This is a genomic window from Pseudomonas sp. 05N432, assembly GCF_056396945.1.
Window position 1 is genome coordinate 1 of sequence record NZ_JBFTMM010000028.1, and the last position, 17,142, is coordinate 17,142.

Below are 17,142 nucleotides of genomic sequence, written 5' to 3' on the forward strand. Positions count from 1 at the left end.
GGGTGCGCGGGGTGGGTGCAGGCGGTGAGGAGTGTGTTGAATGGGCGAAAGCAATCGCGAGCAGGCTCGCTCCCACAGGGGTTCTATGTCGACCTCATTACCGAAGTCAACGCAGTTCCAATGTGGGAGCGAGCTTGCTCGCGATAAGGTCCGCAGGACCTTCCAGCAATCTCAGAGCCGGCCGTATTCCCGCGCCGTACGATCTACCGCGCGCAAGGTTTTGCCGACCAGTTCATCCACTTCTTCACGCGTGGCAATCAGTGCCGGAGCCATGATCATCCGGCCGAGTGTGGAGCGAATGATCACCCCTTCTTCGAAGCCAATCGTGCGGCAGCGCCAGGCGATGTCGTTCTCGTTGGCGAAGCGTTTGCGGCTGGTTTTGTCCTCGGCCAACTGCAAGGCCGCGACCATACCCACGCCCTGGATATCACCGACCAACGGGTGATTGCCGAACACTTCGCGCAGGCACTTTTGCAGGTACGGGCCGATGTCGTCCTTGACCCGCGTGACCACACCTTCATCGCGCAAGGCCTTGAGGTTGGCAATCGCCACTGCCGCCGCCACCGGGTGCCCGGAATAGGTCAGGCCATGAGCGAATACCCCGCCCTGCTCCACCAACACCTGGGCCATTTTTTTCGACAGAATCAGCCCGCCCATGGGGATGTAGCCCGAGGTCAGGCCCTTGGCAATGGACAAGGTGTCGGGCTCGAAACCGAAGTGCTCGTGGGCGAACCATTCACCGGTGCGCCCGAAGCCGCCGATCACTTCATCGGCACACAGCAGCACATCGTATTTACGGCAGATCCGCTGAATTTCCGGCCAGTAACTCTCTGGCGGAAAGATCATCCCGCCAGCGCCTTGGAACGGTTCGGCGATGAAACCGGCGACCTTATCGGCACCCAGTTCAAGAATCTTCTCTTCGAGTTGCTGCGCTGCTCGCAGACCAAACTCGGCGGGCGTGAGGTTGCCTTCATGGGCGAAAAAGTACGGTTCGTCGATGTGCGCAATGTCTGGAATCATCCCGCCCATTTCGTGCATGAACTTCATCCCGCCCAGCGCCGTCGCGGCCAGGGTCGAGCCGTGGTAACCGTTCCAGCGGCCGATCATGACTTTCTTCTCGGGCTTGCCGAGGATTGTCCAGTAGCGCCGTACCGTGCGGATCAGCACCTCGTTGGCCTCGGAGCCGGAGTTGGTGTAGATCGCGTGGCTGTAGTGCCCCGGCAGCAAGCTGAACAGCAGTTCGGAGAGCTCGATCACCTGCGGGTGGGTGGTGTGGAAAAACATGTTGTAGTACGGCAACTGCTCCAGTTGCTGGCTCGCCGCAGCCGCCAGGTCCTTGCGCCCGTAACCGAGGTTGGTGCACCACAGCCCGGACATGCCATCCAGATAACGCCGACCGTCGTTGTCCCACAGATGCAGGCGGTCGCCACGGACCATCACCCGTGGCCCTTCGTCGTTGAGGGCTTTCTGATCGACGAACGCGTGGATGTGATGCGCAGCATCGGCGGCCTGGTAGTCGCGGGTTTCACGTGGGGTGGTCATCGCCAGTTCTCCGTTTTTATTGTCAGCGCAGTTGAAACCAGGTGGTCTTCAACTGGGTGTATTTATCGAATGAGTGCAGCGACAGGTCGCGACCAAAACCGGACTGCTTGCCGCCACCAAAAGGCACCGTTACGTCGAGCGCATCGACGCTATTGACTGACACCGTCCCGGCGCGCAATTGACGCGCCACGCGGTGGGCGCGGTTGAGGTCGTCGGTCCACAGTGACGCGGCTAGACCATAGACGCTGTCGTTGGCCAGTTGCAGTGCGCAGGCTTCGTCATCGAACGCCGTGACCGCCAATACCGGGCCAAACACTTCGTCGCGAAACAGCGGCATGTCCGCCGTCACACCAGTAAAAATCGTCGGCTGAATGAAGTTGTCCGAGCCGTTGAAAATCGACTGCCGACCGCCGCACACACGCTTCGCACCCTGGCGTTCAGCCTGCTGGATGAATTTCATGATTCGCGCCGTTTGCCGGCTGTCGACTATCGCCCCAGCCGTACTCGACGGGTCCAGCGGATCGCCCGGCTGCCAGCGCTCGACCTGGACCTTGAGGCGCTCGACAAACTCATCATGGATCGAGCGTTCCACCAGCAGCCGCGAGTTGGCGGAGCAGACTTCGCCCTGATTGAAGAAGATCCCGAACGCGGCTTTCTGCGCCGCCAGGTCGAGGTCCTGACAGTCGGCGAACACCAGATTGGCGCTCTTGCCGCCGCACTCCAGCCACACCTGTTTGAGGTTCGACTGCGCCGAGTACTGCATGAAATATTTGCCGACTTCAGTCGATCCGGTGAACACCAGGCAATCGATGTCCGGGTGCAAACCCAAGGCCTTGCCGGCCTGTTCACCGAGGCCCGGCAGCACGTTGAGCACGCCTGCCGGTACACCCGCTTCCAGCGCCAGTTCGCCCAGACGCAAGGCGGAGAATGGCGATTGCTCGGCCGGCTTGAGGATCACCGAATTGCCGGCGGCCAGCGCTGGTGCAAGTTTCCAGGCGGCCATGTCCAGCGGAAAATTCCACGGCACCACCGCGGCCACCACGCCAAGGGCTTCGCGGGTGATGGTCGCCAGCACGTTCTGCGCACTCGGCGCAATCTGGTCGTAGAGTTTGTCGAGGCTTTCGGCGTACCAGCGAAACACCCCGGCGGCGCCCGGCACGTCGATGGTGTAGGCGTCCATCACCGGTTTGCCCATGTTCAGCGAATCGAGCAGCGCCAGTTCTTCGCGGTTGGCCATGATCAGCTCGGCCAACCGCAGCAGCACCTGTTTACGCTCACTGGGTGAACGCGCCGACCACACGCCCGACTCAAACGCCTGTCGCGCGCTGATCACCGCTGCATCGACGTCTTCATTACCGCAAGCCGCCACCTCGGCGAGAACAGCGCCAGTAGCCGGGTTGATCGCGGTAAAGGTTTGCCCGGACTGCGCCGGCCGCTGGTTGCCCTCAATCAACGCCTGCCTACGAAACTGCAGTGCGGCGGCCTGGCCTTGCCAATATTCAAGCTCGAACACGTTCGGATGCTCCTTGGACTTTTTATTGTGCAATCGATGGTGGCTCAGGCGGCTGCCGGGGAAAAATAGTAAATATGTGGTCGCAGGCCATGAAAAAACTGGGCAGCCAAACTCCCCGCGTGCGCGCCATGTGGTTATTGTTCAAGCACAACAAAACCGTCGCCGCAGTGGATAAGGGCGGTGCGCAAATTGCTTGGGTTCAACGGTCAAGACTGGCGTCGAACCCATCCACCCCGAGGTTTGCTGTGGCTGCCTACAATCTGCGTCAATTGAAGTACTTCATTACCACCGTCGAGTGCGGCAGCGTCGCCGAGGCTTCGCGGAAGCTGTACATCGCCCAGCCGTCGATTTCCACGGCGATCAAGGGTCTGGAAAACAGCTTTGGCGTGCAGTTGCTGATTCGTCACCACGCCCAGGGCGTTTCCCTGACACCCAGCGGCGCACGCTTCTACCGCAAGGCTCAGGAGCTGCTGCGCATGGCCAAGGAGTTCGAACAGAACGCCCTGGCCGACAACGACGTGGTGTCCGGGCAGATCGATATCGGCTGCTTTGAAACGGTCGCGCCGTTGTACCTGCCGCAATTGATTGCCGGGTTCTCGGCGCTGTATCCGGGGGTGGAAATCCGCATCCGCGACGGCGAGCAGCAAGAGCTGGTACAGAACCTGACCTCGGGCGCTTTCGATCTGGCGATCCTCTACGAGCACGACCTGGACGCCACCATCGAAACCGAACCACTGATGCCGGCGCAACGGCCTTACGCGCTGCTGCCGGCCGATCATCGTTTTGCCCAGCAAGCGCAAGTGTCCCTGCGTGACCTGTGCCTGGAACCAATGATTCTGCTCGACGTGCAGCCGAGCCGGACCTACTTCGTCAGTTTGTTTGAAGAACTTGGCCTGACGCCCAGAATCGCTTTCAGCTCGCCGTCGATCGAGATGGTGCGCGGGATGGTTGGCCAGGGTTTCGGCTTTTCGATTCTGGTCACCCGGCCGCATTCGGAATGCACCTATGACGGGCAGAAAGTGGTGTGCGTCGACATTGTCGAAGACGTCACCGGTTCGGGGTTGGTGGCGGCCTGGCTCAAACGTGGGCAACTGACCAAACCGGCGCAGTTGTTTGCCGATTATTGCCGGGAGCAACTGACCGCCAAGGCCCGTCCCTGATCGCTGGTCGTTACACCAACAAGCCCAATTCCTTGGCCCGAGCCACGGCCTGGGTGCGGCGTTCGACACCGAGTTTGCTGTTGATGTGGCTGGCGTGGGTTTTGACGGTATGCAGCGAGATGAACAGCTGATCGCTGATTTCCTGATTCGAGCAGCCTTGGGCGATCAATTGCAGGACTGCCTGTTCGCGGACGCTGAGGGCTTCACCGGGGTGCTGCGGCTCAACCGTCTCGCGGGCAGCGGCTTGGGGCAAGCGCTCGATCAGGCTCTCACGCAGGGCACCGGCCGGACACTGCGCCAGTTGCTCACGCAACCAGTCCGGGTGATCGCGCAGTAACCCGCCAAAAGGTTGCAGCACGCCACCGGCCGCCGCCTCGAAGGCCTGCCCCAACGCCTGACGCGCTTCAGGTTCACGGCCATTATTCAGTAGCAGTGCCACCTTCTGACTCAACGCCATCACGCTGAGCATCTGCCTTCCGGTCTTCTGCCCATGTTCCAGCAGTGCGTTCAGCCGCCCTTCCGCCAGCATCGGCTGCCCCTGGATGGACTCCAGCAGCGCTTGTTGCAATTCGATGTGCAGCGGCATTTGCGGATGAAACTCCGGTGGTGCCGCGGCGTGCTCGCCGTTGTAGGTCTGACCGAGTCGCGCCAGCCAGGCTTCGGCCAGATCGGTGCGCCCCTGAGCCAGCCACAGCTCGCATTTCACCAGCGTGATCATCGCCAGGTAGTAAATCGGCGGCACGTCCCAGATGTGCATCAGCCGTTCGGCCTCGGCCAGTTCGGCAAACGCCCGGGCGAACTCGCCGTTGCAGCCTTCAAGCTTGGCGATCACACAATGACCGATCAGCACGCTGATATCGCGACAGGCCCGCGCTTCGTTCAACCCCGTCCGCAATCGCGCCAGCCCGGTTTCGGGTTGCAGGAGCAGGGTCAGCAGAAAACCTTCATACAAGGTCAGGCGCGCGCGAATCGCATACAGCCGCTGCGACGATAGACCCTGCAAACGTTGCTGGCCCTGATGCACTTCATCCAGCGAGCGAAGAATTTCCCCGCGCGCTTGCAGCACCCGTGCGCGGTCGTAATGGGCCAGCGCCTCGAACAGCGGATTACCGACCCGTTGCGCCAGCTCCAGCGACTCACGGTTCAAACCCCGGGCGCGCCACAGGTCCGCGTCGGCGATCGCCAGGTTGGACAAGGTCGACAGGCACATCAAGCGCTGCCCGTAGCGTTTGTGCGGCAGGCTCTCCAGCGCTTCGGTGCAATACAGCAGCGTCAGTTCACGCTGGCCGCGACCACGAGCGATGATCCCGCTGAGCGCCAGCCACTGCGCCAGCATGGATTTCTGCGCGGTGGCCGACGGTGCCGGCAGGAAGCGACTCAAGTGATTGGCCAACTCTTCAGCCGCATCAAGCTGGCAGGCCAGACCCAGCGCCCAGCTGTACAGCACGATCAGTCGCGGGGTGCTGATCAGCAGGCTGTCGGGCAAGTCCATTTTCCAGCGCAGCAGCATGCCGACGTTCTGTTCGGCCAGCAGTTGTTCTTCGGAAAGGTTCTGTACCAGGTTCGCCGCTACATCCAGGTGCCCGGCGCGCAATGCCTGCTCTACCGCTTCATCGAGCAAACCCTGGGCGTTGAACCAGCGGCAGGCGCGCAGGTGCAGGCTGGCGGTGGGCACCATGGCATTGGCGGTCGGCCGACTGCGCAACAGGTCGGAAAACAGATGGTGATAACGGTACCAATGACCGTGCTCGTCGAGCGGCACCAGGAACACTTGATGGGACAGCAGAAAGCGCAGGATCTCGGCGCTGTCATGGGCTTCGCGCACCGCATCGCAGAGCTCGCTGCAGAAGCGCTCTTGCGGTGCGGTGTCGTACAGAAACGACTGCACTTCGGCGGGCAGGCAATCGATGACTTCTTCAAGCAAATAGTCGCGTATCAAGCCCTCGCCACCGTGCAGCGGCTGCGGCAACGCGCCGCCATTGCGCGCTTCAGAGGCGGCCAGCAACCAGAAACGCAGCCCCGCGACCCAACCTTCGCTGCGCTGGATCAAACTCTCCAGCGCCTCGCCGCGCAATGAGCTGCTGTGTCGATCCAGCAGGGTCAGGGATTCGTCGTGGGTCAGGCGCAGGTCCTGTTCGCTCAGCTCAAGCAATTGCCGCGACAGGCGCAAACGCGCCAGGTGCCAGTCGGGACGCTGGCGACTGGTCACCAGCACCAGCAGGCCATCGGGTAAGTGATTGAGGAAAAATTGCAGGCAGCGATCGAGCACCGGGCCCTGGGCCAGATGGTAGTCATCCAGAACCAGCAGCAACGGCGTGCTCGGTGACAGGTGAATGGCCAGCTCATCGAGCAGCCCGTCCAGCCATTCTTCGAAGGCGAACGGTTGATGGCGTTGACGCATTTTCAGCAGGCCGAGGGCCTGGCTGCCTAGCTGTGGAAAATAGTTTTGCAGGCCGTCAAGCAACCGTTCGAGGAAACGTCCGGGGTCATTGTCGCGCGGGCTCAACCCCAGCCAGAGACTTTGCCAATGCGCCGGCAGGCTCTGACAGAACTCTACCGCCAATGAGCTTTTACCGAACCCCGCCGGCGCGCTGACCAGCAGCAATCGCCCCTGCAACCCGGCGCTCAGCCGCTCGCACAGACGAGGCCGCAGCACATAGCTGTCGGGCAAGGGGGGCCGGTAAAACCGCCCTTCCAGCACAGGCATTGCCGCGCCGGATGGCCTTTGGATTCGGAACAGGTCAGTCATAGCCAACTCTTGTTTAGGTGCTGTTGTCGGCATTGCAGATGTCCGCAGACTAGCGGTAAACCGGAGCGGATTGAAGGTTCCTGCTACAAATGGCTACAAAAAGACTACGAACTAAAGTTGCGGGGCTGGTGATGCACCGATCTTTTTTCGAGACAAAAAAAACGCCCCGAACCAGTCGGGGCGTTTTTCGAGGATGCGGCCTCGGTGTTACGACACGTTAGCGAACACCGTCCTGAGCCAGTGCAGCCGGGGTGAAATCACTGGTGCTGGCGGTAAAGCCGAAGTCATACGCACGTTTCTCTTCGTTCTTCATCCCCAGTGCCAGATAGCGCCCGGACTGCAGGTCGTAGAGGGTTTCCAGGGCATACCACGGCACTTGCTGGTCGTAGTAGTTCTCGGCATGCGCCTCAGCCACACGCCAGAGTTGACCACGGCCGTCGTAGTGATCGATGACCGCGGCTTGCCAGGTGTCTTCGTCAATGTAGAAGTCACGCTTGGCATAAATGTGGCGCTGACCTTCCTTCAGGGTCGCAACCACATGCCAGACGCGACGCAGTTCGTAACGCGCCAGGTCCTGGTTGATATGACCGGCCTTGATGATTTCGTCGTACTTGAGCGCCGGCGAGTCGAGCTTGTAGCTGTCGGAGGCGATGTACATCTCTTTCTTGCCTTCGAGCTTCCAGTCGTAACGATCCGGAGCACCGTTGTACATGTCCAGGTTATCGGAAGTACGCAGGCCATCGGCAGCGGTACCCGGGCCGTCATAGGACACTTGCGGGGCACGACGCACACGACGCTGACCGGCGTTGTAGACCCACGCCGAACGCGGTTCCTTCACCTGGTCGAGGGTTTCATGCACCAGCAGCACGCCACCGGCCAGACGCGCCGGCGCGGTCACTTTCTGCTTGAAGTAGAACAGGATGTTGCCCGGGTTTTTCGGGTCGTAATCCTTCATCTTGTCGCGGAACACGAACTGGTCCTGGAAGTACACCAGGCTGTAGGAGCCGTTCGGTTGCGGCGTGGCCTGGGTCACCAGACGGGTCACGCTGCCACCGCGATAGCGGGTGATGTGGTTCCAGATGACTTCGACGCCGCTTTTCGGAATCGGGAACGGCACGGCGGTTTCGAAGTTTTCCAAGCCGTTGCCGCCGGACACCAGGTTGGTGTTGGTGGCGTTCTTCTTGATGGCGGCGAACACCTGATCCGGCACGGTCGCGCCGCGATGAGACGGGTAAACCGGCATTTTGAAGGTGTCCGGGTAACGCTTGAACATCGCGTATTGGCCCGGCGCCAGTTTGTCTTTGTACTGGTCGACGTTTTTCGCGGTGATGGTGAACAGAGGTTGCTCACTGGCATACGGGTTGGACAGGAAACCCTTGCTGTCGACGGTGCCGGCGTTTTTCGGCATGGGTTTCCAGGCCGGGATCGAGCCATCGGCATTGCCTGCCATTTCCGCACCCATTGGCGTCAGGCTCTTGCCCAACTTGTCCGCTTCAGCAGCCGGAACCGCTGCCATGACTGCGGTCGCCAGCAGCGAAAGCCCGAGGACACCCGCTTGCAACAGACTTTTGGTTACTTTCATATTCTTGTTCGTCCTGAAGATGCAGTGCTTAGAAGTTCACGCCGACGCTGAGCGCAACGAAGTCGCGATCATCCACGGTGCTGTACTTGCCGCCAAAGAAGTTGGTGTACGCGAGGCTCGCGGTGTAGGTGTTCTGGTACTCGGCATCGAGACCCAGGCTGACCGCTTTGCGACCTTCCTCGAAGTTGCCGCCAGGGCCTGGCGAGTAACCGCTGACGTCATGGGACCAGGCGACGTTGGGCTTGAGGTTCACGCCGGCGAAGACGTCCGGGTATTCCCAGATGGCGCGTGCGCGGTAGCCCCAGGAGTTGGCAGTGGTGAAACCGTCGCTATTGCAGTTGGTACTACGGTTGTTCGTCGCAGCGCCTGCCCCGGCACCGTTGATGGTGGAGGTGTTAAGGATCTGCGAGCAGGTGTCCAGAGCACCCGTGGCGGGCAGTTCGCCTGGGCCGAAGACCGGATCGCGGCCATAACGGACATCGGACTTGCTTTCCAGGCCACCGACGTGAGTCAGTCCGACTTCACCCACCACGGTCAGACGCTGGGCGCCCATGACCTGATCGAAGAAGTGCGTGAAGGTGGTCTGGATCTGGGTGATTTCCTTGCGGCGATAGCCGTGCAGGTCTTCCCCAGGAACACCCTGGAGCAGCGAAGCATTGGTCAGCGCGCCCCCCAGCGGACGAACACCGGCGAACAGGATATCGGTGGAGTTCAACTGCACCGGCGCATTCGGCCGGTAGCTGATCTCACCGCTCCACGCCGTACCGGTAGGCAGGGTGGTGGAGAAGCTCAGACCGTAGAGGCGGATGTCTTCCGGGTACTCGACGAAGTACTGCGAGTTACCCGCGACCAGCAGCGGACCGAGGGCCTGGAACGGCCCCGGCAATGCCTTGACACCGTTATAGATCGACTGCGGAGCACCGGTAGCACTGAAGATCGGTGCACGGCTGTGGTAGTTCATGAAGTAGGCACCGAACTCGGTGTCCAGCGGATCGAACATGTACTTGAAGGCCGCGCCCCACTGGCCGCTATTGCTCGCCTCGCGGTCTTGCCCGCGACGCACCAGTACACCCTCTTCGTTGACGTTGACACCGTTCGCAGCCAATGGCCCCAAGGCGATGGGCGGGATGGTCGAGCGCTTGTTCAGCACGCGCAGATTGTCCGTGCAACCGTTGGCAATGATGTCTGGCTGGGAGAAGAACGTGCCGCAGTTGTCGACAACGGTCTGGTCCCAACCAATCTGGTAGAACGCTTGGGCCGACAGGTTCTCGGTCAGGCTTTGCGAGATGTAGAACATGTTGACCGGGATCAGGCCTTCCTTGATCTCGGCACCCGGGCGACGGAATGCGGACACGTCGATCGGGTTGATCGAGTTGATGCCGCCACCGATGAAGGTACTTTCACCCCAGTTGACCACCTGTTTGCCCAAGCGCACGGAACCCGGCTCATCGGCAATGGAGTAGTTGTGATAGACGAAGGCGTCGAGGATTTCCCCACCCGACGACTTGGCGCCTTCCTTGCGTCCGTCATTGCTGACGTTCTTGAATTCCAGGTCCTGGTTTTGCAGCGCGAAGTCGTACCAGTATTTACCGCGCACGAAGACGCCGGTATCACCGTATTTCAGTTCAAGGTCATGGATGCCCTTGAAGATTTTCGAAAAGGCTTGCCCGCTCTTGAAGTTCAAGTGACCGTCATCGGAGGTCTGGGACAGGCCCTTGCCACCATTGTTGACACCAATCAGGTTCTTGTTCGGCTGTTGGGTGGACACACTCATGCCCAGGGAGAGGGACGAGTCGAACTGACCTTCGATTTCACCGACGTTGAAACTGACGCCGAAGGCAGGCCCGGCGAGCGTAGAGGCGAGACTGACTGCCAGAGGCAGTTTTGCCCGGCGCCAGAACTGGTTTATTGATGTCATCGACGCTACTCCATGTGCTTTTATTGTTATGGCATTGAGCACTTCTAAAAACGCTCTGAATAACGGGGAGCCCATGTCGTCCCGAAGTCATTCAAAGTTGCATCGCCCCGTTTTGTGCGTTTGCCCCGTTCTTAAAAATCCTTGAGCGGACTATAGCCAGCAGGTAGTACTGCTTGATCCCTCTAAAGTGTGATTTGCAGCCCCCACCACTCTGGAACAGTCCTGTTGCCAATCCGACAGATGTCGGCCCGGCAAGGATGGCTGAAAATTCTGAATAAACAAGCCAAGCGCTTGCTTGGTGGGCTTGCCGGGCCCTTTCGGGCCCGGCAAAGGACGCTTACAGCGTCGAAAGGAAGGTGCTGTTGCTGGCTTGCCATTGTGCGATGTCGACGCGGATACGCTTCTTGTCGAGCTTGCCGACACTGGTCTTGGGAATTTCAGTAACAAGGGCGATCTGGCTCGGGATGGCCCACTTGCTCAGGTGCCCCAGCTCGACGAAAGGCTTGAGGTGTTCCTTGAGTTCCCGGGCGCCTATCGCATGGCCTTCACGGAGCACCAGCAAGGCAAACGGGCGTTCGCCCCATTGCGGGTCAGGGATACCGACCACTGCTACTTCGCGTACCCCCGGATGGCGGCTGATCAGGTCTTCGAGGTCCAGGGAGGAAATCCACTCGCCACCGGTCTTGATCACGTCCTTGATCCGGTCACGGATGTCGATCACCCCCATGCTGTCCAGGGTCGCCACATCGCCCGTGTGCAGCCAGCCCCCGGCCCAGAGCTCTTTGCCCTTCTCGGGTTCATTGAAATAACCTTCGGTGAGCCACGGCGCACGCAGCACCAGTTCGCCCTGGGACTCGCCATCGGCCGGCAGGAAGTTGCCATCAGCGTCAATGATCGCCGCTTCCACCAAGGGACCCGGCACGCCGGCCTTGATGCGATACGTGGTGCGTTCGTCTTCGGTGCCGGCCATCAGTTCATCGTTGAGGTGAGCGCAGGACACCAGCGGGCCGGTTTCCGACATGCCATAGGCGGCAGTCAACTGAATGCCCTTGGCCTTGGCCGCTTCGTACAGCGCGCGGTTCAGGGCGCTGCCGCCGATGACGATTTTCCAGCCGCCGAAATCCGTGCCTTGCGCGGACTTGGCGTTGAGGACCATTTGCAGGATGGTCGGCACGCAATGGGAAAAGCTGACCTTTTCCTTGCGCCACAACTCCACCAGGTATTCCGGGTCGTAGCGGCCGGGGTAAACCTGCTTGAGCCCAAGCATGGTCGCCACGTACGGCAAGCCCCAGGCATGCACGTGGAACATCGGGGTAATCGGCATGTACACGTCGTTGGTGCCCAGCAGGCGCACGCTGTCGATGCTGCCCATGATTGTCGACACACCCATGGTGTGCAGCACCAGCTGCCGATGGGTGAAATACACGCCCTTGGGATTGCCGGTGGTGCCGGTGGTGTAGAAGGTGGTCGCCACCGAGTTTTCGTCGAAATCTTCGAAGGTGTACTGGGTGCTCGCGGCAGCCAGCAGTTGCTCGTACTCGCCGACCAGGTTGGGCAGGTCGGCGGTTTTTTCCGGCAGATCGGTGAGCAGCAGGGTTTTCTCGACCGTGGTCAGGTGCCCGGCAAGCGCCTGGTACAGCCCGACGAACTCGCTGTTGACCAGCACGAAGCGGTCCTCGGCGTGATTCATGGTGTAGAGAATCTGTTCGGGCGACAGGCGCACGTTAATGGTGTGGATCACCGCACCGATCATCGGGATGGCAAACATGCATTCGAGGTAGCGATGGCTGTCCCAATCCATCACGGCCACGGTATCCCCGGCCTTGACCCCGGCCGCCGTGAGCACGTTGGCCAGCCGCGCGACACGCTCGATGAGGGTCGGGTAGCTGTAGCGCAACTGGTCGCGGTAGACAATCTCGCGGGTTTTCTCGTAACGGCTGCCGGACATCAGTAGCCGCTTGATCAACAGCGGGTATTGATAAGCGCCTTCGGCTGGCGGAATAACGCGCGTCTCCAACATAAGCATCCCTTTATCTGACTACACGGTCGTGACTGAAAAGATAAGCACTTTAGTCAGCCGGAGCGCCAGCTAAATCAGCCAAAGGGATGATTTGCAGAGCCGTACAAATGCTGGCTTTGCGCCAGCATTTGTTTCCGAGAGTGGATCAATGCATCTCGGTCAGGGCCAGCTTCACGCCGATGGCGATCAGCACCACGCCCATCGTACGGTCGAACCAGTGGCCCATGCGGGCAAAACCGGCCCGTACGCGCTGCTGGCTGAACAGCATCGCCACCAGGCAGAACCAGATTGCGGTGGCCGCAGCCAGGTAAACGCCGTAACCGGCCTGAATCGCCAGCGGTGTGTGCGGGTTGATCACCACGGTAAACAGCGACAGGAAAAACAGCGTGGCTTTAGGGTTCAGGCCGTTGGTCACGAAACCTGAGGTAAATGCGCCGCGGGCGGTGCGCTCGCCGGCTTCCTTGTGCAGGTTTTCAGTGGCAGGTTTCGCAGGCTGCGCGCGCAGGGCCTTGAAGCCGATGTACAGCAAGTAGGCGGCCGCCAGCCATTTCAGCGCGTTGAACAGCATGATCGACTGCGAGACGATCAGGCCGATACCCAGCAACGAGTAGCCCACGTGCAGGAAAATCGCCGAGCCGACACCCAGCGCCGTCCAGGTCCCTGCGCGACGACCGTGGGTCACGGCCTCACGCACCACCACGGCAAAGTCCGGACCCGGGCTTGCGACGGCAAGCAGGTGAATCAGGGCGACGGTCAAAAACTCTGTCCAGTACATGGGGGGCTCCTTTAGGCCAAGCGTAACGACTTGTTTCATCTGGTAGGCTCGGCAGATTACGCCTTCAGACTCATGCGCAAAAGGTACAGTTAATGACGAACAATCGCCGCGCCGTATTCCTCGACCACAGTTCACTGGACCTCGGCGACCTGGACCTCAGTGGGTTGCAGCAGTGCTTCGATGACTTGCAACTGCGCTCGCTGACCACGCCTGACAACATCGTCGAACGGCTGAAAGGCGCCAGCGTGGCGATCAGCAATAAAGTCCTGCTGAACGCCGAAACCCTCAAGGCCTGCCCCGAACTGAAGCTGATCCTGATCGCCGCCACGGGCACCAACAATGTCGACCTGGCCGTCGCCCGCGCCCAAGGGATTACCGTGAGCAACTGCCAGGGTTACGGCACGCCGTCAGTGGCGCAGCACACGATCATGCTGTTGCTGAACCTCGCCACCCGCCTGAGCGACTATCAGAAAGCCGTCGCTGAAGGTCGCTGGCAGCAGGCCAAACAGTTCTGCCTGCTGGATTTCCCGATCGTCGAACTCGAAGGCAAAACCCTTGGCCTGCTCGGCCATGGTGAATTGGGTGGTGCCGTCGCGCGGCTGGCCGAAGCCTTTGGCATGCGCGTGTTGCTCGGCCAACTGCCTGGACGCCCGGCCCGTGCCGACCGTTTGCCGCTGGATGAACTGCTGCCGCAAATCGACGCGCTGACCCTGCACTGCCCACTCAACGAACATACCCGTAATTTCATCGGTGCCCGCGAACTGGCGCTGCTCAAACCCGGCGCCTTTGTGGTCAACACCGCACGCGGTGGGCTGATCGACGAACAAGCCTTGGCCGATGCGTTGCGCAACGGGCATCTGGGCGGCGCGGCGACCGACGTCTTGAGCGTCGAGCCACCCACCGCCGGCAATCCGCTGTTGGCTGCCGACATCCCGCGCTTGATCGTCACCCCGCACAACGCCTGGGGCAGCCGCGAGGCGCGGCAACGGATCGTCGGTCAACTGGCCGAAAACGCCCAAGGCTTCTTCAGCGGTACAGCGCGGCGGGTCGTCAGTTGATAAACTGCCGCACTTTTTTTCAAGGAGCAGAGTATGGATCCGCGCAGTGAAGTACTGCTTCGTCAGGCCGAATTGTTTCAAGGCGATTTGCTGTTGGCCGGTTTGCCCGCCGATGACTTGCTCGGCAAATTGCCCAACGCTCACGGCTGGTGCTGGCACGCAGGCGACCAGGCGGCGCTGGACGCACGCTTTGCCGAGCGCAGCCACTTTGGCGTGAATGCCCCGAGCCGAGAGTTTGAAACGGCGGTGGTGTTCCTGCCCAAATCCAAGGACCTGACCGACTACATCCTCAACGCCCTCGCCTCGCGCCTGGCCGGTCGTGAGCTGTACCTGGTGGGTGAAAAACGCAGCGGCATCGAAGGCGCGGCCAAACAGCTGAACCCCTTCGGCAAACCGCGCAAGCTCGACAGCGCACGCCACTGCCAGCTCTGGCAAGTCACTGTGGCTAATGCGCCGGAGGCCAAATCGCTGGAAAGCCTGGCACAGGAATACGAACTGCCGCTGGCTGAAGGCCCACTGAAAGTCATCAGCCTGCCGGGCGTGTTCAGTCACGGTCGACTGGATCGCGGCAGCGCGCTGCTGCTCGAACACCTCGACAAACTGCCAAGCGGTCACTTGCTCGACTTCGGTTGTGGTGCCGGCGTGTTGGGCGCGGCGGTGAAACGGCGTTATCCACACAACACCGTCACCCTGCTCGACGTTGATGCGTTCGCCGCCGCCAGCAGCCGCCTGACATTGGCGGCCAACGGTCTGGAGGCAGAGGTGCTGACCGGCGATGGCATCGACGCTGCGCCGATGGGTTTGAGCGCGATTCTGAGCAATCCGCCGTTTCATGTCGGGGTCCACACCGATTATCACGCCACGGAGAATCTGCTGCGAAAAGCAGCCAAGCATCTGAAAAACGGCGGCGAACTTCGCCTGGTGGCTAACAGCTTCCTGAAATATCAGCCGCTGATCGAGGAGCATCTCGGTGTGTGTGCGATCAAGGCCGAAGGGCAAGGTTTCCGGATCTACCGGGCCAAGCGCGGCTAGAAATTAGCGCTTGCCGAATGGATTTTGCCTAGGCAGAATCCGCTCCGTCCTAGGGGAGTAGTCTCCCACGAGCGCCATGCTCGTCCGGCATACGTCAACATACTTGGTCCTCAGACCATGGCGTATGCGACCCAAGCGTCCACTCAGATGGATCGCAGGGTTTGACAAGACCTATGACACGAACACCTTACCCGGGGCGGGGAGGCTGTACGTGTCATAGCCGTGTCGACCCGCCCCTTAGGAAAACCCTGATGCTGGATTCTCTGCTCGTTCCCACCGCTGTCGTTGCCTTGGCCGAAATCGGCGACAAGACGCAATTGCTCGCGCTCATTCTCGCCGCCCGCTTTCGCAAACCCTGGCCGATCATCGCCGGTATCGTCGCTGCAACCCTGGCCAACCACGCGGCTGCAGGTGCCGTCGGTGCCTGGTTCGGGAGTTTCTTCTCGGATGCGACGCTGCACTGGATCCTCGCCGCAAGCTTTACCGCGACCGCGCTGTGGACCCTGGTGCCGGACAAGATGGATGAGGACGAAGCCAGCACTGCGCGCAAATTCGGGCCGTTCCTGACCACGCTGATTGCGTTCTTCCTCGCTGAAATCGGTGACAAGACCCAGATCGCCACCGTGATGCTTGCCGCCCAGTACCCGGAGCTGTGGCTGGTGGTCATCGGCACCACGCTCGGCATGCTGATTGCCAACGTGCCAGTGGTGCTGGCGGGTAATTTTGCCGCAGACAAACTGCCCCTGACCCTGATCCGCCGCCTGGCAGCGTCGGCGTTCTTCATCCTGGCCATCGTCGCGGTGTACAAGGCGATGCAGAGTAGCGGGTGGATTTGACGTGGTAGGTCGGTAGACCGCGTCATCGTTTATCGCGAGCGGGCTCGCTCCCACATTGGTCCCGTGTACACCAGAGATCAAATGTGGGAGCGAGCCTGCTCGCGATGAGGCCATTACTGACGATATAAAACCATCAGGACTTCTTGGCCTGCAGGTAAAGCGGCATGACTTTCGGAATCGCTGCCTTTAGCGACTCAACCCGGCTGCTGGAGGACGGGTGAGTGCTCATGAACTCTGGTGGAGAACTTTCGGAAGCCTTGTTCATTTTGTCCCACAGGGTGATCGCCGCGTTCGGGTTGTAGCCGGCGCGGGCCGCCAGCTCCAGGCCGATCAGGTCAGCTTCGTTTTCATTGGCGCGGCTGTTGGGCAAGGTCATGCCGTAGTTGGCCACAGTGTCGGCCAATGCCAGGGTGTCCTGCCCCAACCCGAGCAAGGCACCGGCGCCCTGCTTGGCCATTTCGATGCCATAGGCCTTGGACATCGCTTCACGACCATGCTCACGCAAGGCGTGGGCGATTTCATGGCCCATGACCGCAGCGATTTCATCGTCGGTCAGCTTCAGGCTGTCGATCAGCCCGGTGTAGAAAATAATCTTGCCGCCAGGACCACAGTTGGCGTTGAGCTCATCACTCTTGATCAAGTTGACTTCCCACTGCCACTGCGCCGAATCCGGCCGGAAGACCGGTGCCTGCGCGATCAGCCGATTGGCAATCGCCTGGACCCGTTTGGCCTCGCTGCTGTTCTTGTCCAGCACACCCTTGTTGCTCGCCTCACCCACCGTCTTTTGGTAGGACTGGGCATACATCTGGTTGACCTCATCGCTCGACAGCATGCTGAACATGTACTGCTTGCGTTCCACACCCACCGCGCCGCCGTTGGTGGTGTTGACCGACTGGCAACCACTGAGCAGCAGACTTGCACCCAGCACACACAAAACCACTCTCTTGCTCATGAAAA

12 protein-coding genes and 1 riboswitch are annotated in these 17,142 nt (G+C 60.7%); of the genes, 4 read left to right on the forward strand and 8 right to left on the reverse strand.

Annotated elements, in window-relative coordinates; translation table 11 throughout:
- Positions 1–171: 171 nt before the first annotated feature.
- Entirely contained in the window at positions 172–1,542 is a 1,371-nt protein-coding gene (locus tag AC1DHT_RS27310) for an aspartate aminotransferase family protein (protein WP_442114811.1), read from the reverse strand.
- A gap of 22 nt (positions 1,543–1,564) precedes the next feature.
- Complete coding sequence (locus tag AC1DHT_RS27315; protein ID WP_427543251.1) at positions 1,565–3,055, reverse strand: aldehyde dehydrogenase; 1,491 nt, start codon at positions 3,053–3,055, stop codon at positions 1,565–1,567.
- Between the two features lie 245 nt (positions 3,056–3,300).
- On the opposite strand from AC1DHT_RS27315, the gene AC1DHT_RS27320 reads away from it, so the two are divergent.
- The gene (locus tag AC1DHT_RS27320; RefSeq protein WP_054598237.1) at positions 3,301–4,215 is read left to right on the forward strand and encodes a LysR family transcriptional regulator; all 915 of its coding nucleotides are present in this window, start codon (positions 3,301–3,303) and stop codon (positions 4,213–4,215) included.
- Positions 4,216–4,225: 10 nt separating this feature from the next.
- On the opposite strand, the gene AC1DHT_RS27325 is transcribed toward AC1DHT_RS27320, so the two are convergent.
- The 5 genes from AC1DHT_RS27325 to AC1DHT_RS27345 form a co-directional block, all read right to left on the reverse strand.
- Positions 4,226–6,964 carry a winged helix-turn-helix domain-containing protein gene (locus AC1DHT_RS27325; RefSeq protein WP_427543248.1) on the reverse strand — a complete coding sequence of 913 codons (2,739 nt, stop codon included), beginning with the start codon at positions 6,962–6,964 and terminating at the stop codon, positions 4,226–4,228.
- A gap of 217 nt (positions 6,965–7,181) precedes the next feature.
- On the reverse strand, positions 7,182–8,546 hold the full coding sequence (locus tag AC1DHT_RS27330; protein ID WP_427543245.1) for a DUF1329 domain-containing protein: 1,365 nt from the start codon (positions 8,544–8,546) through the stop codon (positions 7,182–7,184).
- A gap of 28 nt (positions 8,547–8,574) precedes the next feature.
- Positions 8,575–10,464, reverse strand: coding sequence for a DUF1302 domain-containing protein (locus tag AC1DHT_RS27335; protein ID WP_427543242.1), 1,890 nt, complete (start codon positions 10,462–10,464; stop codon positions 8,575–8,577).
- A 337-nt stretch (positions 10,465–10,801) separates the two neighbouring features.
- Entirely contained in the window at positions 10,802–12,484 is a 1,683-nt protein-coding gene (locus tag AC1DHT_RS27340) for a fatty acid--CoA ligase (RefSeq protein ID WP_054595665.1), read from the reverse strand.
- Positions 12,485–12,629: 145 nt separating this feature from the next.
- Complete coding sequence (locus tag AC1DHT_RS27345) at positions 12,630–13,259, reverse strand: LysE family translocator (protein ID WP_054595664.1); 630 nt, start codon at positions 13,257–13,259, stop codon at positions 12,630–12,632.
- Between the two features lie 92 nt (positions 13,260–13,351).
- Between AC1DHT_RS27345 and AC1DHT_RS27350 the strand changes: the two genes are divergently transcribed.
- The 3 genes from AC1DHT_RS27350 to AC1DHT_RS27360 all read left to right on the forward strand — a co-directional run bounded on the left by AC1DHT_RS27350 (position 13,352) and on the right by AC1DHT_RS27360 (position 16,185).
- Complete coding sequence (locus AC1DHT_RS27350) at positions 13,352–14,317, forward strand: 2-hydroxyacid dehydrogenase (protein ID WP_427543239.1); 966 nt, start codon at positions 13,352–13,354, stop codon at positions 14,315–14,317.
- Between the two features lie 33 nt (positions 14,318–14,350).
- Positions 14,351–15,349, forward strand: coding sequence for a methyltransferase (locus AC1DHT_RS27355; protein WP_427531408.1), 999 nt, complete (start codon positions 14,351–14,353; stop codon positions 15,347–15,349).
- Positions 15,350–15,388: 39 nt separating this feature from the next.
- A riboswitch (yybP-ykoY riboswitch) is annotated at positions 15,389–15,512 on the forward strand.
- 88 nt (positions 15,513–15,600) lie between these two features.
- Positions 15,601–16,185, forward strand: a complete 585-nt coding sequence (locus AC1DHT_RS27360; protein ID WP_427543236.1) for a TMEM165/GDT1 family protein — start codon at positions 15,601–15,603, stop codon at positions 16,183–16,185.
- Positions 16,186–16,318: 133 nt separating this feature from the next.
- Here the strand turns inward: AC1DHT_RS27360 and AC1DHT_RS27365 are convergent, their stop codons facing one another.
- A complete protein-coding gene (locus tag AC1DHT_RS27365) occupies positions 16,319–17,137 on the reverse strand; it encodes a M48 family metallopeptidase (RefSeq protein WP_427531411.1) in 819 nt (272 codons plus the stop codon).
- Between the last annotated feature and the right edge of the window lie 5 nt (positions 17,138–17,142).